This is a genomic window from Nocardia sp. NPDC055053 (assembly GCF_053608285.1).
In genome coordinates this window covers 336,238-353,723 of the sequence record NZ_JBSGVD010000001.1, presented here as the reverse complement: position 1 = coordinate 353,723, position 17,486 = coordinate 336,238, and the positions used below count along the sequence as shown (strand labels likewise).

Genomic DNA, 17,486 nt, shown 5'->3' with positions numbered 1-17,486 from the left:
CTCAGCCCTCCCCCTCCGTCGATTCGTCCGCGACGTCCGGCGGAAATGCCATCGGCGCCGCACCGACGATGTCGATCGCGATCCCGGTGGGTTCGTCACGGGATTCGGCGTATTCCTGTAGTCGCCACCCGAACAGCCAGTGGTGACGGTACTCCAGATCGGCGTCGATGCCGCCGTGTTGCCGCTGATCGCGAGCCGTCACGAACCGGGCGTACTCCTCGATGGTCGTGAAGGTGCACAACCAGTCGACACCACCCCAGTGTGCGAAGGAGACGCGATCGTCGGCCGTCAACGGAACGAGGAGCGCGGCTTGGCGAAATGCCGCGCGCAGTGCGTCGGGCTGTCCGAAACCCGCATAGTAGGAGGCGATTTCATCGCGTAGCCGGTCGCGGCCGTCGCCCTCGGACATCCCCCGAACCTCCCCGCCGTGCCGACTATTGCTGTCGCTCAGGACATTCTACGGGAACACCTCTGTTCGTAGGAGGGCTTGTCCACGGCTGTTCTCGAGTGCGGACGGGAAAGTCCTCACCAAAATCGTGCACGGAGCCCCTGACCTGGAACTCAGGTGAGGGGCTCCGTGCTGGCAGGTCAGCCGCCTGCCCGGCGGCGGAAGGTGCGCTTGCCGCCCGCTGCGGCTTGCGTGCCGCGCACCTTGGCGGCGTTCTGGGCGGCGCCGCCCACAGCGGCGTTCCCGTTCTTTCGCTCGAGTGCTTCGCGGAACTTCCGTTTGGTCGCTTCTTCCCGCGACTCGGTTACGTCGCCACCGGAGTGTTCGGCGGTGGGTTCTAGTTCGTCGGCCATCCACACAGCCTGCCACCTCCGGGCACTCTCCGATGTTCATCCCTGGGGGATCGCGGGTGGGCGGTCGGGGATGAGGTGGGTGGCGAGGGCGGTGCCGATGGGGATGGCGTTGTTGGTGGCGGGGGAGGTGGGGCCGTGGGTGGTGTAGACGATGATGGTGGTGGCGGTTGTGGTGTCGTGGAGGGCGACGCCGTTGTAGCCGCCGTAGGCCGGGTTCATGTAGAGCCAGTCGGCGAGGTGGACTACGCCGAAGGCGAAGTACTTTTCGGTGGTGAGCGGGCCAAGGCCTGCGGTGGAGGGGCCCATCATCTGCTGGAACTGGTCAGGGGTGAGGCGTTCGCCGGTCGCGAGGGCGCGGACCCAGCGGGCGATGTCGGTGACGGGGGCGTTCATGTTGCCGCTGTGCAGGAAGGCGGTGGGGTTCCAGAAAGTGGAGTCCTCGAAGACGTTGCGTTCGTTGGTGTAGCCGTGCAGGTAGGGGGCGTCGATCGCGGGGTTCAGGACGACCTTGCTGTCGTGCAGGCCCAACGGGATCAGGATGTGGTCGGCGATCAACTCGCCCAACGGCTTTCCGGCCGCGGTCTGCAGGACCTCGCCGAGGACGACGAGATCGCTGTGCGCGTAGGCGAAGTCGGTGCCCGGCTCGAACAGCGGTGGGCGGGCGTTGGCGCGTTCGAGCAGTTGCGAGGCCGTCCATTCGCGGATCGGGTTCTCGCCGAAGATCTTCAGGAATTCCGGCTCGGTCACGTAGTCGGCGATGCCGGAGGTGCTGTCGGCGAGCATGCGCGGGGTGATCTTGTCGGCGCGCGGGAAGCCGGGCAGCCAGCGGGCGATCGGCTCGTCCATCTTCAGGACACCGTCACCGTCGAGGCGCCACAGCACGGTGGAGAGCATGGGCTCCATCGGCTGGCCGACGCGGACTTTCATCTCGGGGGTCGCGGGGACGCCGAGCGGTGAGCCGCCCAAGGCGCCGAGCGCGAGTTGCTCATCGCCCCGCCAGACGCCGTAGACCGCTGAGCTGACACCGAGCTCGGTCACCCTGTCGCGCACGATATCGGTGATCCGCGCTGCCTCCGGACTGTCGGAAGGCGGGGACGAACTGGTGCCACTGTCGGGCCCGCAGGCCCCGGTGACGATGACGAGCAGAACCGCGAGCACCGCACTCGCCCTCCGGGGCGACACGCTCATGACGGCGATCCCTTCGTGGAAGAAAACTCACCCGAGCGCAATCGAATCTACACCGTGATATTGCCCTCGGTAGGGTTCTGTGAGGTGGAGCTGGCCAGGCCGGGGCTGCTGCATGGTGTTCCGATCAGATTCGCTGGCCCGATAAGCCCGAATGTTCGATTGCTGAGGTAGACCTTGGTGTGCAGACATGGGTGGTCTGATCTGAACTCCACCGTTCAACGGGACGCGCCCCTTTGCTGATCAGCAATCCCGGTGTCCCTTCGTTCGGGGCAGCCGCGCGGGCGCCACGAGCTTAAACGGCAGTCCGATGCGTAGCGTGTCGTGACCCTCTGGTATCAAGTCACTGTGGATCATCGGGATCGTGTCGCGCGGTGTCGGATAGGGGTTCTTCCAGTGGTCACGTCGGTGGCATCCTGGCAGGACGCGACGGCCGACGCGGCAACCAAGCCCGAATCGATCCGGGTGGTGTGATCGTTGGCTGCGTTCGAGGTTCCCGCAGGATGGACCGTACAGGGCTACAAGTTCGCGCTAGATCCGTCTTCCAGGCGGACGCGTGAGTTGGAATCGCACTGCGGTGCAGCACGATTCGCGTTCAACCACATGCTGGCGTACGTGAAGGCTGTGATGAATCAGCGTGCGGCGGAACGTTCCTACGGTGTCCCTGAATCGAGGATGACACCTCCGCAAGGATGGACGCTGGCTGCGCTGCGGAAGACGTGGAACCGACGCAAGCTCGAGCACGCGCCGTGGTGGTCTGAGAACAGCAAAGAGGCGTACAACACTGGATTGGACGCACTCGCGAGAGCTTTGGACGCGTGGAACAAATCTCGCAAGGGCGAACGTCGAGGCCCAAATATCGGATTCCCACGATTCAAGGCCAAGCACCACGCCGCCAAGTCGATCCGGTTCACCACAGGCGCCATCCGGGTCGAACGCGACCGGTGTCATGTCACGCTGCCACGGCTCGGATCTGTCCACACGCACGAGTCGACCCGCAAACTTGCCCGCCGAGTCGAGGCAGGCACCGCCCGGATCTTGTCGGCGACAGTGCGTTTCGACGGTGGCCGCTGGCACTGTTCGTTCCAGACGATCGTCGCTGGAAAACAACGGCCCGCCCACGCCGCTCGGTCGCAGCACCCGATCGTCGGGGTGGACGCAGGAGTCAGGGACCTGCTCGTAGTCGCCGCGCCCGACGGCACCGAGGTCGATCGGATCCAGGCGTCGAAGCCGCTGGCCGCAGCACAAGACAAGTTGCGGCGTCTGCAGCGCCGCGCGGCCCGCCGTCAGGGCCCGTGGGACCCAGACACGAAAACCCGCCGCGACCCGTCCAACCGGTGGCGGGCCACCACCGTTCAGGTTGGGAAAACCCACGGTCGGGTATCGAGTCTGCGTCGCCACGAACTCCATCGGGCAACCAGTCGTTTGGCCCGAGAACACGATGTTCTGGTTGTCGAAGACTTGAGCGTCGCGGCAATGTGCCGTCACGGCGGACGCCGCAAACGTGGGCTGAACCGTGCACTCGCCGACGCTTCCCTCGCACAGGTGCGGCGGATGCTCGGCTACAAGACTCTCTGGTACGGCGCCGAGCTCGTCGTGGCGGATCGGTGGTTTGCTTCCACTCAACTGTGTTCTGGCTGTGGCGCGAAAACCAAGCTGCCGCTGTCTGAACGCGTCTATCATTGCGGCGCTTGTGGTCTCGTCGTAGACCGCGACTCCAATGCCGCCGTGAACCTCGCCCGCCTCGGCGAGCCCACCCCCGTGGGTGGCACATCGGGGACCGGTACCGGGACTAGCCCGGCCGCCAGCCATCGGGTTGGACAAGGACGTGGAGTCGACCAGAAGACCAGTCTCACCGATACATTGGGACTGGCGGGTGGCGTAGAAACGTCTACCCCGCACAGCGAGACTCTCGCTGATCAGACGGGGACTGCTGCTTCGCAAGGAGGAGCTGCCCGATCTGAGTTGTACAAATACGCGCAGGTCGGGTAACGGATGTGGCTGTGATCGAGGTATGGGGTGCGCGGGTCGCCGTGCGTTATGCGGACGGGCGGCTGGTGACGACGCCGCTGCGGGCCGACAACGAGGCCGCGCTCGATATCGCCGTGGCCGAGCTGGCCAGGATCGCGCTCGCGACCACCGACGAGGACCAGCTGGCGATGCTGTTGTTCTTCCGGTCCGCGCAGGTCAGCGTGCAGGGCGCGCCGACCGACCGGCATCCGGTGCCGGTGTTCCTGGAGACCGGGGTGCGCGAGCAGGCGCAGGTCCTGGTCAGGGCGGTCGAGCGGGATCTGATCAGTCTGCGTCGGGTGTTCCCGCCGCGCCCGAATCTCGTTCCGCCGTCCCCGGTTCCCGGCCCGAACGGCACGCTGCGCCCCGATGTGACGGCCGCGGCGGCGCGGATGCGGTACGCGGGCAACTCCGGGCGCGAGATCGAGATCCTGCACGGCTGCGCGCGACCGGACGAGTACGTGCTCGAGCTGGCCCAGGCCGGGCACGAGGGCGCACCGGGACTGGTCGCGATCACCACGCTGCGGCTGCTGTTCGTCTCGGCGTGGGCGGTCTACGAGTTCCCGGTCGCGGTGCTGAACGGCGCCGAGGTGCGGACCGCGCCGGGTCAGGTGGTGACGCTGCGGGTGTCCGGCGCCGGTGCCGAGCTGGACTTTCTCGATTGGGAGGCGGTCGATTTCGGCCGGGTCGCCGAGGCGCTGCGGCTGGCCTGCGAGATCGAGCACGTCGACGGGTCGATCGCGCAGTCGCTGCCGTCCTCGGCGGACCTATTCGGCGAATGGCAGCTGCTGGTGGAGCGGCGCAAGCTGGGGATGGTCGCCGACGATCCGTTCCGGCGCCAGGCCGTCGGCATCATGCTGGCCATGCCGGGCTGAACACCGGCGCACCCTGATGCAGGGCCACCCGCCGCCACGGGCTCGACGGGCGCAGGTGCAGCCCGGCGATCATCCGCCTGCGTTCGGCGATCTGGGTCCTGGCGGCCGACAGGTCCTGCGCGGCCGCCCAGAAGATCGCGCCGGTGAGGAAGCCGTCGCCGAACTGCCGCCAGTTGCGGTAGTGCTGACGCGCCCGGTCAAGGCCGGTCAGCATGTGGTCCCACGCGTCGTCCTCGGTGAGATACCCGGCGGTGCAGGCGGCGCGGGCGATGAAGACCAGCCGCGCGAGATCCCACGCGGTGGCGTCGGTCTGCAGCGGTGTCGGGAGGCTGTCGGTGATGCCGAGTTTGATGGCCTGCAGCCACGCGTCGTAGTCGCGGTCGATGCCGGCGGGCCCGCGATAGCCGCGGAAACCCGAGAGCGTGTGCAGGAATTCGCGATGCTCGTCGGCCAGCCCGGACCGGTCGACCCGGCCCTGCTCGGTCGCCGCGGCGACGGCGAGCGGATGGACGAGTTCGAACAGCGGCGCGTGCATGCCGGCGAGCAGCCTGCGGATGGTGTCGCGCGCGTCGTCGGCGTTGTCGACGCCCCACGATTCGTGCAGCCCCTCGATCGCGGTCTCGCGCCGGGTCGAGGTGCTGCCCTGCTCCTCCGGCAGGAAAGCGACCCCGTCGCAGTGCGCGCCCCAGCTGCGCCCGTAGTAGGCGCCGACGGCGAGTGCCCTGATCCGGTCGTCGTCGAGGACCGCACCGGACCAGACATCGGGTTCGTCGTCGATATCGGGGCCGGGAAATCCCGCAACCCGCGGTCGCTGCACAGATCCTGCCGGTTGCATCGAGCCCACCCCTCTGCCGAGCCGAAACGTTGTGCCGCCAGATCTTACGACCGGCCCCGCGTCTGGTGGCAGCGAGGTCACGCAGCGGCACGACCCTACGATTCAGCGCCCGAACGCACGCAGCTGGTAGACCCCGCGCGAGGTGGCGACGGTGGTGCCCTCGGCATCGGTGACCACCGCTTCGAGCACGAAATCGGCCTTCCCGCGGGCCGCGGCCTCGGTGCTGATCCGTTCGATCTCGTCCTCGCTCAACGTGGCCTCCGCGCGCAGGTCGCTGCGGGCCATCGCCCGGAAGGCGATGTCGAACGACTTCACCAGCGGATAGAACGCGCTGGTGTCGAAGCTGGCCGCGGTGATCGCGCCGCCGAGCACCTCGGCGACGGTGAACTGCACGCCCGCGTAGATGGCGCCGAAATGGTTGCCGTTGCCCTCGCTCGGCACGGTGGTGGCCGCGAATCCGCGGCGCACCTCGAGCGCGCGCACTCCCATCTTCGCCGCCGCCGGAACGGTGAGTCCGATGGCGGCGTTGACGGTGTCGACCAAGTCGTCTGCGGGCATGGGCCGCGTCCTTTCCCGAACGGGACTCCACTGTCCCGGGTGAGCCCAGGGTATCGGCGGCAGCTCACCTCGGCGCGGCAATCTGTCGGTGCCCGGGGCTACCGTCGAGACGTGGCGGAATACCGGGAACGCGCGGCGCGGCTCGACCGAGCCGTCGTCTGGGCGCGCACCGGGCCCCCGCCCGCCGACCCGGTCACGGTGTTCCCCGACGGCTGCATGGATCTGATCTGGACCGAGGGCACCTTGATGGTGGCCGGTCCCGACAGCCACGCCTTCCACGTGCCACCGGCACGGGCGACGGAATTCGTCGGAATCCGGTTCGCACCGGGGACCGCACCGGCGTTGCTGGGGATTCCGGCCGTGGAACTGCTGGATCAGCGCGTCGGCCTGGCCGCGATCGTCCCGGATCGCCGGGCCAGGGAACTGGTCGATCGCGTGGACAACGCGCCCGACCGCGTGGCGGCGATGGAATCGATCGCGTTGCGATTCGGCGCCGAATCCGGCCCCGCCGACCCGGCACTCACCGCGATCGTCGACACCATCGCCGGGGGCGCGACGGTCTCGGAAACGGCGGCACTGGCCGGGATATCCACCCGGCTGCTGCATCGGCGTTCGCTGTCCGCGTTCGGCTACGGACCCAAGATGTTGGCCCGGATTCTGCGTTTCCAGCGCGCGCTGGCGGCGGTGCGCGCGGGTATCCCGGCGGCGGAAACGGCCGCCGTCACCGGGTTCGCCGACCAGGCGCACCTGTCCAGAGAGTTCCGTGACCTGGCCGGATGCTCGGTCCGAGCCCTGCAAGCCTGCTGATCGACCCGTCGATGCCCGGAAAGTCTCATTCGGCAACATCGTGACGGAGGGTTACGCTCACAAGGCACGCCCCGTCGTATGTGCCAGGCAAGTCCGAACCACCGACGAGAGGATGTGACCTGATGATCGACGAAACCGTGTACTCCACGCTTCGTATCGAGGCCGAGCGAGATGAGGTCCGTCGGCTGGTCGTCGGCGCCGTCGTCGTCCGCCACCACCGGGTTCTCATCCTGCGCCGCCGACGATCGGACTCTCTGAGCGGTCGCTGGGAATTGCCGAGCGGCGTGGTCGAGCCGGGTGAGGCGCTCGACGAGGCGGTGACCCGCGAGGTCGCGGAGGAAACCGGCCTGCAGGTCACCGGAATCAGTGACTACCTCGGCGAATTCGACTATCTGTCCGGCGGCGGCGCCCGCACCAGGCAGTTCACCTTCGTCGCCGAGGTCGCCACGCACGGACCGGTGACGCTGACCGAACACGACACGCACCTGTGGACCAGGCTGACCGGCGAATTGCCGGTCAGCGACGAGGTACGCGAGATCCTTGGCCGTTTTCAGCAGCGTCAGCGCGATCCGCGCGGCTGGTCGGCCTATTCGCTGGGCAACGGCGCGTAGAGGTCGATGCCCTGGCCGTCGGGGTCGGCGAGCGAGGCATAGCGCTGGCCCCAGACGGCGTCCCACGGCGCGAGTTCACCGTGGTAGCCGGCGTCGACGAGCTCGCCCCAGAGCTTGTCGACCTCGGCCGGATCGGCGCAGCGGAACGCGATGCCACTGCGGCCGGGGCCGGTCGGCGGCTGCCAGCCGGGGACGAACGAGGCGATCACCTGTTCGGTGTCCAGCGCCAGCCGCAGTCCACCGCCGAGCGGCGCCTCGGTGTGGCCCTCGTTTTCCGCACCGTCGGGGAACACCAGCCCCAGCTTGCGGTAGAAGGCCACCGAGGCGGCCATATCGGAGACGACGATCGAGAGGACATCGAGCTGTGGAGTCATATCCGCAGCGTAGACACGGGCGTGTGCTGTCGTCTTGAACGAATCGGACCCGATCTCAGCGCGCGGGAACGGGCACCAGTTCGGCGATGAGGTTGCCGACCAGGATCTGCAGGCGATCGCGAATGCCGCGGACCACCTCGATCGGCTGCCCGGCGGGATCGGCGAGAACCCAGTCGCGGTAACTGATTCCGGGGAAATACGGGCACACCTCGCCGCAGCCCATGGTGACCACCACGTCGGACACTCCGACGGCGTCGTCGGTGAGCGGCTTGGGTCGTTCACCGGCGATGTCGATGCCGATCTCGGCCATCGCCGCGACGGCGGCCAGGTTCAGCTCGGCGGCGGGCTCGCTGCCCGCCGTCCGCACCTCGATCCGGTCACCGGCCATCGCCCGTAGGAAACCCGCCGCCATCTGTGACCTGCCCGCATTGTGGACGCAGACGAACAACACGCTGGGAGTGTGGGCCATGGTCGCCCTTTCGGCGCAGGGGCGAAGTGCTTGTGGCGCTTCGGATATCGCCGACCATCATTCCATCCGGACGGGTGGGCGTGCGGGCGACCGGCGACACTGCTGTCCGGCGGATGTCCGCACCGCCCGCCGTCAGTCCAGTGGCCCGAGCACCCGGTTCACGTAATCGTTGGCGAACACGCCGGTGGGGTCGAAGCGGCGGCGCACCGCGGCGAAACGGTCCCAGTCGGGATAGCGGGTGCGCAGCGTCTCGGCGGTCTGGAAGTGCCGCTTACCCCAGTGCGGCCTGCCCTGATACCGGTCGAACACCGCTTCGCAGGCCCGGAAGTACGGTTCCCACACCATGCCCTCGTACTGATGCACCGCGATGTAGCAGGTGTCGCGGCCGCCCGCGGGGGACAGGAACGCGTCGTCGGGGGCGACCCAGCGCACCTCGATCGGCATCGGGGTGTCGAATCGTTGTGTCACGTCGAGGATCTCGGTGATCGCGGCGCGGGCGTGCTCGCGCGGGATCGCGTATTCCATCTCGGTGAACTTGACCAGGCGCGGGCTGGCGAACACCCGGTAGGACCGGTCGATCTTGCGGTTGTTGCTGCCCGCCTTGGTCGCGAGCCGGTGGATCGCGGGGACGGCGGTGGGAATCCGCCTGCCCACCTTGCACATTCCGTCGAAGAGGTGGTTGGAGAGCACGACGTCGTTGAGCCAGGCGCTCGTCCGGCCGCGCGGCTGCTCCGGCTCGGTGGAGCGGTTGCTCGACTTGGTCATCGCCACATCGGCGTGCGCGAAGGCGAAGAACTCGAAATGGTCGCTGCCGTCGGCGAGTTCGTCGAGGTTGTCGAGCACCTCGGCGATCGGGACCGGCCGCTCGACGAGGTCGAGCACGAACGACGGTTCCAGTTGCAGCGTCACCGCGGTGACGATGCCGAGCGCGCCGATGCTGACCCGCGCGGCCCGCCAGGCGTCGGGGTCGGTCTCCTCGTTGAGCTCGACCCGCGTGCCGTCGGCGCGCAGCACCTCCACCGAATGCAGCGCCGCGGAGATGTTGCGCAGCTTGGCGCCGGTGCCGTGGGTGCCGGTGGCGGTCGCGCCCGCGATGGACTGGGTGTCGATATCGCCCAGGTTGGGGAAGGCCAGCCCGTGCGAGTGCAGCAGCGGGCTCGCCGCGTGCAGGGTGAGCCCGGCTTCGACCCGGACGCGACCGGTCGCGGTGTCGACCTCGAGCACGCGGTCGAGGCCGCCCAGGTCGATCAGGGTGCCGTCGGTGAGCACGGCGTCGGTGAACGAATGGCCCGATCCCGCGACGCGCACGGTCCGGCCCGCGGCGGCGGACTCGGCGACGATCTCGGCCAGTTCTTCGACGCCGCGCGGTGCGGCGACGACGGCGGGTGTGCAGCGCTGCTCGCCCGCCCAGTTCACCCAGGTGCTCTTGGTCATGCGTCCAACAGTAGAGGATCGACTGTGACGCGCGCTACTGCACGGGGGTGGAAGTACTGCTCAGCGGCGTCGGCCGAGGCAACCCGCTGCCTTGGCCTGCTCGACTTCCTCGTCGGTCAGCGGGTCGACGAGCAGGGGGCGGCGCGGTACCGCGTCGGTGCGGACACCGTTGAGTGTGATGGCCATATAGCGTTGCCAGACTTCGGAATTCACCGGCCCGGCGAACTCGGCGAACGCGTTGACCATGTGGATCAGCGCGAAGAAATCGGTGGTCGTGACATCGGGATGCACCGCGCCCGCGTCGCGTGCGCGGTCGACGATCGCCGCGACCGAGGGGCGGATCCGATCGCGCAGCTCGGCGAAGCGGGCCGGGTCCTCCTCGAGCTCGAGCATCACTTCGCTGAACCCTCGGTTGGTGGCCAAGTGCTGGCAGGCGTCTTCGAAGAACTGGACGAGGCCGAGCCACGGGTCGGGATTGCGCATCGCCTCGTCGGCCTGGTCGGCGAAGTCGACCATGTGCTGGTCGAAGACCTCGGCGATGAGCTCCTTCTTGTTCGCGAAGCGGCGGTAGACGGTGCCGACACCGACGCCCGCGCGCTCGGCGACGTCGTCGAGGGTGATCTCCAGGCCGTGATCGGCGAACAGTTCACGAGCGGCCGCGACGATGCGTGCCTGGTTGCGGGCGGCGTCGGCGCGCAGTCGGCGGGGTGGTGCGGCAGTCGTCGTGGCGTGATTCACAGGTACATCCTACCCATCGCTGGATTAAGTGGAGGTGGTTTCTCCGTTACTCTGGTAGCTTCGAATGAAGCGGAGGCGGTATCTCCGATTATGCCACTCACATCGAACCCAGCCGACTTACAAGGGGAGTTATGACCACCACACTCGAGACCGGGACGAAGAGTCCCGCGGCCGCGGATACCGGCCGCCGCGGGTCCCACGCCCTGCGCTGGTGGGTGCTTGCCGTGCTCGGCATCGCCCAGCTGATGGTCGTGCTGGACGCGACGATCGTGAACATCGCCCTGCCGGCGGCCCAGGCCGACCTCGGCTTCGGTGACGGTGACCGGCAGTGGGTCATCACCGGCTATGCCCTCGCCTTCGGTAGCCTGCTGCTGCTCGGCGGCAGGCTCAGCGACCTGTTCGGCCGCCGCAACACCTTCATCATCGGCCTGATCGGCTTCGCGGTGGCCTCCGCCATCGGCGGCGCGGCCACCACCTTCGAGATGCTCGTCGCCGCCCGCGTCGGCCAGGGCGTCTTCGGCGCGCTGCTCGCGCCCGCCGCGCTCTCGCTGCTGACGGTCACCTTCACCGAACCCGGTGAACGGGCCAAGGCCTTCGGCATCTTCGGTGCCGTCGCCGGTGCCGGTGGCGCGATCGGCCTGCTGCTCGGTGGCGCGCTCACCGAATGGGCGTCGTGGCGCTGGGCGATGTACGTCAACCTGATCTTCGCCGCCGTCGCGCTGGTCGGTGCCGTGCTGCTGCTGGCCAAGCACGTCTCGAACGCGCGGCCCAAGCTGGACTGGCCGGGCACCATCGCGGTTACCGCCGCGCTGTTCGGCATCGTCTACGGCTTCTCGCAGGCCGAGTCCGAAGGCTGGACCGCGCCCTCCACGCTGGCGTTCCTGATCGGCGGCACGGTGCTGCTCGCGGTGTTCGGGTGGCTCGAGACCCGGGTCGCGCACCCGCTGCTGCCGCTGCGCATCGTCGCCGACCGCACCCGCGGCGCGTCCTACCTGACCGTGTTCATCATGGGCATCGGGATGTTCGCGATCTTCCTGTTCCTCACCTACTACATGCAGCTGACCCTGCAGTACTCGCCGATCATGACCGGCGTCGCGTTCCTGCCGATGGTCGCGGGCATGGTGGCCTCCTCGACCACCGCGCCCTCGCTGCTGCTGCCCAAGGTCGGGCCCAAGGTCGTCATCAGCGGCGGCTTCCTCGTCGCCGCGGCCGGCATGCTCTGGCTGACCCGGATCGGCCTCGACACCGGCTACGCCACCCACATCCTGCCCGCGCTGGTGCTGCTCGGCCTCGGCCTCGGTGGTGCGATGTCGGTCGCGTTCCAGGGCTCGACCGCCGGAGTGGACCACGAGGATGCCGGCGTCGCCTCGGCGATGGTCAACACCAGCCAGCAGGTCGGCGGTTCCATCGGCACCGCGCTGCTGAGCACGATCGCGGCCTCGGCGATGACCGACTACGTGTCCGCGCATCAGCCGGGCCCGCTGACCGTGGCGCAGGCCGCGATCGAGAGCTACACCACCAGCTTCTGGTGGGCGACAGCGACGTTCGTGCTCGGTGCGATCGTGATCGGTGTGCTCATGCCGAACACGGTGCCCGCTCCGGCCGAAGGTGAGCCGGTGCTGGCGCACTGATCCACCCGGCGATGGCCCGGACCGGCAATCGGTCCGGGCCATCGGTGTTCCCGCGCCTCTCGATACCATGAGCGACGACCACCGTCGGATCAGCAGGGGAGGGCAGCGCAATGACATCGCGGCCCCCGGCGCTCGATCCCGCCGTCCTCGCGGCGATCTCGGTGGGCGGCGGCCTCGGCGCGAGCGCCCGTTTCGCCGCCGGGCACTGGTGGCCGGTACATCCGGGAGAGTTCCCGTGGTCCATGCTGGTGGTCAATGTGTCCGGCTGCTTCGCGATCGGGGTGCTGATGGTGGCGGTCACCGAACTGTGGGCGGCGCCGAAACTGGTTCGCCCGTTCCTGGGAGTCGGTGTGCTGGGCGGGTTCACGACTTTCTCCACCTTCGCCCTCGAGCTTCGTACACTGATCGACACCGGTGCGGTCGGCACGGCGGTGGCCTATCTCGGCCTGTCGGTGCTCGCCGGACTGAGTGCCGTGGCCGTGGCCGTGATCGCGACCCGGTGGGTGGCAGGCGCCGGACGGCGGACCACGTGAATCCGAGGACGGAAGGGTGCCATCCGATGGTCGAGATGTGGGCTACCGCGCGGCGAGGCCGCCGATGACGGCGGTGCTCGTGCTGGCAGGCGGAATGCTCGGCGCCCCCGCTCGCTACCTGATCGATCGGGCGGTGTCCGCGCGCTTTCCGGCGGGGCTGCCATGGGGGACGCTAACCGTTAACATTGTCGGTTCGGCGTTGCTCGGTGGTCTGATCGGCGCGAGTGCGGGCAGTGCGCTGCTGGCGTTCGCGGCAACCGGCTTCTGTGGTGCGCTGACCACGTTCAGCACGTTCGGTTACGAGACGGTCCGTCTGGTGACCGAGGGCGCCTACGTGTATGCCGTGGGCAATGTCGTGATCAGCGTCGCGGCGAGCCTGGCCGCGGTGTACGCCGCCGCGTCCCTTACCCAGTGGTTGTGCGCATGATCCTCATGACCAGCCGCGCGCAGCCGACACGGAAGGGAACACCCACCATGGCCCACGATCGCGCCGGACGGCCAGCCCGCCCGACCGACCTGGTGGACATCGCCCACCTGGTCACCGCGTACTACAGCCGGGTCCCCGATCCGGCCGAACCGAGCCAGCAGGTCGTGTTCGGCACCTCCGGCCACCGCGGCTCCAGCGAGGATTGCGCGTTCAACGAGGCGCACATCATGGCGATCACCCAGGCGATCGTCGAATACCGCGCCACCCGAGGCATCACCGGCCCGGTCTATCTCGCGCGCGACACCCATGCCCTGTCCGAACCGGCGTGGACCACCGCGCTCGAGGTGCTCGCCGGCAACGACGTCACCGCCGTGATCGACGCCCGCGACCGCTACACCCCGACCCCCGCGCTGAGTCACGCTGTGCTGCGCCACAACAAGGGCGGCACCAAGCACCAGGCCGACGGCATCGTGGTCACCCCGTCACACAATCCGCCGCGCGACGGCGGCTTCAAATACAACCCGCCGCACGGCGGTCCGGCCGACACCAAGGCCACCGACGCCATCGCCGCCCGCGCCAATGAGCTGCTGCGCGGCGGCCTCGCCGCGGTGAAGCGCGTCTCGCTGACGCAGGCGCTGAGCACCCACGTCGAGCGCTACGACTACCTCGACCACTACGTCGCCGACCTGCCGAACGCGTTGAACCTGGACGCGATTCGCGGCGCGGGCATCCGGATGGGCGCCGACCCGATGGGCGGCGCGAGCGTGGACTACTGGGAGGAGATCGGCCAGCGTTTCGATCTCGAACTGGAAGTGGTCAACCCGTTCGTCGACCCGACCTGGCGCTTCATGACCCTCGACAGCGACGGCCAGATCCGGATGGACCCGTCCTCCCGGCACGCCATGGCGGCCCTGGTCGGCATCAAGGACGACTACGACATCTCCACCGGCAACGACGCCGACGCCGACCGGCACGGCATCGTCACCCCCGACGGTGGCCTGATGAACCCCAACCACTTCCTGGCCGTCGCGATCGAATACCTGGTCGCGAACCGGATGTGGTGGGACGCGCTGACCAAGATCGGCAAGACGGTGGTCAGCTCGTCGATGATCGACCGGGTCGTCAACGTGCTGGGCCGCGACGTCTACGAGGTGCCGGTCGGGTTCAAGTGGTTCGTGCCCGGATTGTTCAGCGGCAGCCTGGCATTCGGTGGTGAGGAGAGCGCGGGCGCGTCGTTCCTGCGGATGGACGGCACCGTGTGGACCACCGACAAGGACGGCATCCTGCTGGCGCTGCTCGCCGCCGAGATCGCCGCCGTCACCGGTCAGACCCCGTCGGCCCGCTACGGCGAGCTGGAACGTCAGTACGGCAGCCCCGCCTACGCGCGCATCGACGCCGCGGCCACCAGCGCGCAGAAGGCCAAGCTCGCCGCGCTGACCCCGGACGCCATCACCGGCACCGAGATCGCCGGCGAGGAGATCACCGGCATCCTCACCACCGCGCGCGGCAACGGCGCGCCGCTGGGCGGGCTGAAGGTGACCACCGAGAACGCCTGGTTCGCCGCCCGCCCGTCGGGCACCGAGGACAAATACAAGATCTACGCCGAATCGTTCCTCGGCTCCGAGCATCTGACCCAGGTGCAGGCCGCCGCCGAGGAGATGGTGAATCAGGCGCTGGCCGAGTGAGCGCTCCGGCGAAGGTACGACTACCGGCCGAGATCTGGGTACTGATCGCGGCGGCCTTCGTCATCGCGATCGGCTTCGGTCTGGTCGCGCCGGTCCTGCCGCAGTACGCGCGCGAATTCGGTGTCGGGATCGCGGCGGCCTCGGCGATCGTCAGCGCGTTCGCCCTGATGCGCCTGCTGTTCGCGCCGGCCAGTGGGCGGCTCGTGCAGAAGCTGGGCGAGCGGCGGGTGTATCTGGCCGGCATCGTGATCGTCGCGTTGTCGACCGGTGCGTGCGCGCTGGCGCAGACGTATTGGCAACTGCTGGTGCTGCGTTCGCTCGGCGGCGTCGGGTCGACGATGTTCACGGTGTCGTCGATGGCGCTGATCATCCGGGTGTCCCCACCCGCCGCGCGCGGGCGGGTCTCGGGGATCTACTCGACCAGCTTCCTGATCGGCTCGCTGGTCGGTCCGCTGGTCGGCGGTGGTCTGGCCGGGCTCGGGCTGCGCGCGCCGTTCCTCATCTACGCGGCCGCGCTGCTGATCGTGTGTGGCATCGTCTTCGTCGGCCTGCGCGAATCGCCGGTGCTGGCGGTCGAGGAGGGCGCGGCCGCACCGGAATTCACCTTCCGCCACGCTTGGTCCGAACCCGCCTATCGCGCGGTCCTGCTGTCGAGTTTCGCCGGCGGCGCCGCGGTGTTCGGTGTGCGAATGGCGTTTGTTCCGCTGCTGGTCGTGGAGATTCTGGAGCAGGAATCGGGCATGGCCGGGGTGGCGCTGACCGTGTTCGCCGCGGGCAATGCCGCCGTGCTGTTCGTGTCGGGGCGGTTGTCGGACCGGTTCGGCCGTAAACCGTTCCTGATCGCGGGGTCGGCGATCTGCGCGGTCGGCACCGGCGTGCTCGGGTTCGCGCCCTCGCTGCCCTGGTTCCTGGCCGCCTCCTTCGTCGCCGGGGTGGGGTCGGGGATGTTCAGCCCGGCGCAGCAGGCGGCGCTGGCCGATGTCATCGGCGCCCGCGCGCGTGGCGGACCGGTGCTGGCGGCGTTCCAGATGGCGGCGGATCTGGGCACCGTGCTCGGACCGATCGGGATCGGCTGGGTGGCCGAGCGCACCTCGTTCGGGGTCGGCATGGCGGTCACCGGTGGCGTGCTGGCGGTGTCGGCGGCGGTGTGGCTGGTGACGCCGGAACCGTCGCGGATCAAACATCCCGAGGACCCGGAGCACCCCGATCACGCCGGTGACGGCATCGACCCGCAGTGCACCTGCGACGGCTGCCCCGATGGGGTCCCCGTGGTGCGCACCGGCATGGTGTCATCGCTGCGGCCGGTCGACTCCGACCAGTCGAAACGATAGATCCGCAGGTCAGCGAGATATTTGTCGGCCCCGTCGGCGAGCCGCCGGTGACTCGAGGCAAAGTGGACGGGTGAGCAGCGCCGGTTCCCAGCACAATCCCCGTCCCGTTTCCAGCAACACCACCTACGCCTTGGCCGCGGTGGCCCTCGTCGTGATCGGGCTCCTCGTGTTCGCCGCGTTCAAGTGGAACAAGACGGCGCCCACCGAGGTACGCAACGACGGCTACGGCGCCGTGCGCGAGCCCGCAGTGCAGGTCGCGATCCAGCCCGAGGGCGTCATCCGCCTCGGCCGCCCCGACGCACCGAAGACCGTCGACATCTTCGAGGACCCGCTCTGCCCCGCCTGCGGCGTGATGGAAACGACCTTCGGCCAGGAACTCGCCCAGAAGATCGACGAGGGCAAGCTGGCGGTGAACTACCACTTCGTGGCGTTCCTCGACCCCCAGTCCAAGAGCAAGGACTACTCCACCCGCGCCATCGCCGCGAATCTCTGTGTCGCCCAAACCGGTTCGGGCCCCACCTACAGCACATTCCACGAGGCCCTGTTCACCACCAAGCAGCCCGACGAGGGCGGCGCCGACCTGAGCAACCCCGCTTTGGCCACCCTCGCCATCGAATCCGGCGCCCCCGAATCCGTCGGCCCGTGCATCACCAACGGCACCCAGCTCGACGCCGCCCGCGCCGCCGCCAAGCAAAACCTCGACGACCTCGACGCCCGCACCGGCAACAAGGCCGCCACCCCCGCCATCTACGACGGCACCACCAAGATCGACTGGACCGACGAGAACTGGGTCCTGAACCTCGCCCCCTGACCCCCGGCGTGAGGTTCGGCACATTCTACTCGGCCCCCATGGACCCCGCCTTCCACGCAGGCCCCACCAACCCCGCCCAAAACCCTACTTTTTTGCCTCCTACCAGCCGATTTGTTGTCCCTGATCGGCATGGTGTAACTTCATTCAGGCAGCAGCGAGAGCCGCTGAAACAAAAGAACACGGGGCTATGGCGCAGCTGGTAGCGCACCACACTGGCAGTGTGGGGGTCAGGGGTTCGAGTCCCCTTAGCTCCACCCAAAACAAAAGGTCCGGCTTTCGAGCCGGACCTTTTGTCGTTGCATCAGCGCTCAATCTTGCCGCTATAGTGCTGAATGCTATATTTGGGTATGTCCAGTCGGCGCGACGTGCTG

19 protein-coding genes and 1 tRNA gene are annotated in these 17,486 nt (G+C 68.4%); 11 read left to right on the top strand and 9 right to left on the bottom strand.

The window, feature by feature from the left end; all coding sequences use genetic code 11:
- Position 1: 1 nt before the first annotated feature.
- The 3 genes from ACWF82_RS01585 to ACWF82_RS01575 form a co-directional block, all read right to left on the bottom strand.
- On the bottom strand, positions 2 to 409 hold the full coding sequence (locus tag ACWF82_RS01585) for a hypothetical protein (RefSeq protein ID WP_452496870.1): 408 nt from the start codon (positions 407 to 409) through the stop codon (positions 2 to 4).
- A gap of 179 nt (positions 410 to 588) precedes the next feature.
- Complete coding sequence (locus tag ACWF82_RS01580; RefSeq protein ID WP_452496868.1) at positions 589 to 801, bottom strand: DUF5302 domain-containing protein; 213 nt, start codon at positions 799 to 801, stop codon at positions 589 to 591.
- 36 nt (positions 802 to 837) lie between these two features.
- Positions 838 to 1,989 carry a serine hydrolase domain-containing protein gene (locus tag ACWF82_RS01575; protein WP_452496866.1) on the bottom strand — a complete coding sequence of 384 codons (1,152 nt, stop codon included), beginning with the start codon at positions 1,987 to 1,989 and terminating at the stop codon, positions 838 to 840.
- Between the two features lie 474 nt (positions 1,990 to 2,463).
- On the opposite strand from ACWF82_RS01575, the gene tnpB reads away from it, so the two are divergent.
- Both tnpB and ACWF82_RS01565 read left to right on the top strand, forming a co-directional pair.
- Positions 2,464 to 3,978, top strand: a complete 1,515-nt coding sequence (gene tnpB, locus ACWF82_RS01570) for an IS607 family element RNA-guided endonuclease TnpB (protein ID WP_452496864.1) — start codon at positions 2,464 to 2,466, stop codon at positions 3,976 to 3,978.
- An 11-nt stretch (positions 3,979 to 3,989) separates the two neighbouring features.
- Positions 3,990 to 4,871, top strand: a complete 882-nt coding sequence (locus ACWF82_RS01565) for a hypothetical protein (protein WP_452496862.1) — start codon at positions 3,990 to 3,992, stop codon at positions 4,869 to 4,871.
- Here the strand turns inward: ACWF82_RS01565 and ACWF82_RS01560 are convergent.
- Both ACWF82_RS01560 and ACWF82_RS01555 read right to left on the bottom strand, forming a co-directional pair.
- Positions 4,849 to 5,688: a DUF1266 domain-containing protein gene (locus ACWF82_RS01560; RefSeq protein WP_452496861.1), complete on the bottom strand. Its 840-nt coding sequence runs from the start codon at positions 5,686 to 5,688 to the stop codon at positions 4,849 to 4,851. The two genes, ACWF82_RS01565 and ACWF82_RS01560, sit on opposite strands and share 23 nt — an antisense overlap.
- A gap of 120 nt (positions 5,689 to 5,808) precedes the next feature.
- Positions 5,809 to 6,264 (bottom strand): YiiD C-terminal domain-containing protein, encoded by a 456-nt coding sequence (locus ACWF82_RS01555; RefSeq protein ID WP_452496859.1) that lies wholly within the window; start codon positions 6,262 to 6,264, stop codon positions 5,809 to 5,811.
- Between the two features lie 111 nt (positions 6,265 to 6,375).
- On the opposite strand from ACWF82_RS01555, the gene ACWF82_RS01550 reads away from it, so the two are divergent.
- Positions 6,376 to 7,071, top strand: a complete 696-nt coding sequence (locus tag ACWF82_RS01550) for a DUF6597 domain-containing transcriptional factor (protein ID WP_452496857.1) — start codon at positions 6,376 to 6,378, stop codon at positions 7,069 to 7,071.
- Between the two features lie 122 nt (positions 7,072 to 7,193).
- On the top strand, positions 7,194 to 7,682 hold the full coding sequence (locus ACWF82_RS01545) for an NUDIX hydrolase (protein ID WP_452496855.1): 489 nt from the start codon (positions 7,194 to 7,196) through the stop codon (positions 7,680 to 7,682).
- Here the strand turns inward: ACWF82_RS01545 and ACWF82_RS01540 are convergent.
- The 4 genes from ACWF82_RS01540 to ACWF82_RS01525 form a co-directional block, all read right to left on the bottom strand.
- Positions 7,658 to 8,056 carry a VOC family protein gene (locus tag ACWF82_RS01540; protein WP_452496854.1) on the bottom strand — a complete coding sequence of 133 codons (399 nt, stop codon included), beginning with the start codon at positions 8,054 to 8,056 and terminating at the stop codon, positions 7,658 to 7,660. The genes ACWF82_RS01545 and ACWF82_RS01540 overlap by 25 nt on opposite strands.
- A gap of 55 nt (positions 8,057 to 8,111) precedes the next feature.
- Positions 8,112 to 8,525, bottom strand: coding sequence for an arsenate reductase ArsC (locus ACWF82_RS01535; RefSeq protein ID WP_452496852.1), 414 nt, complete (start codon positions 8,523 to 8,525; stop codon positions 8,112 to 8,114).
- 132 nt (positions 8,526 to 8,657) lie between these two features.
- Positions 8,658 to 9,959, bottom strand: coding sequence for a D-arabinono-1,4-lactone oxidase (locus tag ACWF82_RS01530; RefSeq protein ID WP_452496850.1), 1,302 nt, complete (start codon positions 9,957 to 9,959; stop codon positions 8,658 to 8,660).
- A gap of 60 nt (positions 9,960 to 10,019) precedes the next feature.
- Positions 10,020 to 10,697: a TetR/AcrR family transcriptional regulator gene (locus ACWF82_RS01525; RefSeq protein WP_452496848.1), complete on the bottom strand. Its 678-nt coding sequence runs from the start codon at positions 10,695 to 10,697 to the stop codon at positions 10,020 to 10,022.
- Between the two features lie 131 nt (positions 10,698 to 10,828).
- On the opposite strand from ACWF82_RS01525, the gene ACWF82_RS01520 reads away from it, so the two are divergent.
- From ACWF82_RS01520 to ACWF82_RS01490, 7 genes are all read left to right on the top strand, one after another.
- Positions 10,829 to 12,328: an MFS transporter gene (locus ACWF82_RS01520; RefSeq protein ID WP_452496846.1), complete on the top strand. Its 1,500-nt coding sequence runs from the start codon at positions 10,829 to 10,831 to the stop codon at positions 12,326 to 12,328.
- 110 nt (positions 12,329 to 12,438) lie between these two features.
- The gene (crcB, locus tag ACWF82_RS01515) at positions 12,439 to 12,861 is read left to right on the top strand and encodes a fluoride efflux transporter CrcB (protein ID WP_452496844.1); all 423 of its coding nucleotides are present in this window, start codon (positions 12,439 to 12,441) and stop codon (positions 12,859 to 12,861) included.
- A gap of 37 nt (positions 12,862 to 12,898) precedes the next feature.
- Entirely contained in the window at positions 12,899 to 13,288 is a 390-nt protein-coding gene (gene crcB / locus ACWF82_RS01510; RefSeq protein ID WP_452496842.1) for a fluoride efflux transporter CrcB, read from the top strand.
- Between the two features lie 47 nt (positions 13,289 to 13,335).
- Positions 13,336 to 14,973, top strand: a complete 1,638-nt coding sequence (gene pgm / locus ACWF82_RS01505; RefSeq protein WP_452496840.1) for a phosphoglucomutase (alpha-D-glucose-1,6-bisphosphate-dependent) — start codon at positions 13,336 to 13,338, stop codon at positions 14,971 to 14,973.
- Positions 14,970 to 16,304 carry an MFS transporter gene (locus ACWF82_RS01500; RefSeq protein ID WP_452496838.1) on the top strand — a complete coding sequence of 445 codons (1,335 nt, stop codon included), beginning with the start codon at positions 14,970 to 14,972 and terminating at the stop codon, positions 16,302 to 16,304. The genes pgm and ACWF82_RS01500 overlap by 4 nt, the downstream gene beginning before the upstream one ends.
- 70 nt (positions 16,305 to 16,374) lie before the next feature.
- Positions 16,375 to 17,115 (top strand): DsbA family protein, encoded by a 741-nt coding sequence (locus tag ACWF82_RS01495; protein ID WP_452496836.1) that lies wholly within the window; start codon positions 16,375 to 16,377, stop codon positions 17,113 to 17,115.
- A 181-nt stretch (positions 17,116 to 17,296) separates the two neighbouring features.
- Positions 17,297 to 17,369 (top strand) — tRNA-Ala (locus tag ACWF82_RS01490).
- Positions 17,370 to 17,486: the final 117 nt, after the last annotated feature.

Coding starts and splice junctions, on each gene's coding strand:
- ACWF82_RS01545 (WP_452496855.1), top strand. CDS start 7,194: ATGATCGACGAAACCGTGTACTCCACGCTTCGTATCGAGGCCGAGCGA.
- ACWF82_RS01575 (WP_452496866.1), bottom strand. CDS start 1,989: ATGAGCGTGTCGCCCCGGAGGGCGAGTGCGGTGCTCGCGGTTCTGCTC.
- ACWF82_RS01555 (WP_452496859.1), bottom strand. CDS start 6,264: ATGCCCGCAGACGACTTGGTCGACACCGTCAACGCCGCCATCGGACTC.
- pgm (WP_452496840.1), top strand. CDS start 13,336: ATGGCCCACGATCGCGCCGGACGGCCAGCCCGCCCGACCGACCTGGTG.
- ACWF82_RS01540 (WP_452496854.1), bottom strand. CDS start 8,056: ATGACTCCACAGCTCGATGTCCTCTCGATCGTCGTCTCCGATATGGCC.
- ACWF82_RS01580 (WP_452496868.1), bottom strand. CDS start 801: ATGGCCGACGAACTAGAACCCACCGCCGAACACTCCGGTGGCGACGTA.
- ACWF82_RS01535 (WP_452496852.1), bottom strand. CDS start 8,525: ATGGCCCACACTCCCAGCGTGTTGTTCGTCTGCGTCCACAATGCGGGC.
- ACWF82_RS01520 (WP_452496846.1), top strand. CDS start 10,829: ATGACCACCACACTCGAGACCGGGACGAAGAGTCCCGCGGCCGCGGAT.
- ACWF82_RS01530 (WP_452496850.1), bottom strand. CDS start 9,959: ATGACCAAGAGCACCTGGGTGAACTGGGCGGGCGAGCAGCGCTGCACA.
- ACWF82_RS01585 (WP_452496870.1), bottom strand. CDS start 409: ATGTCCGAGGGCGACGGCCGCGACCGGCTACGCGATGAAATCGCCTCC.
- crcB (WP_452496844.1), top strand. CDS start 12,439: ATGACATCGCGGCCCCCGGCGCTCGATCCCGCCGTCCTCGCGGCGATC.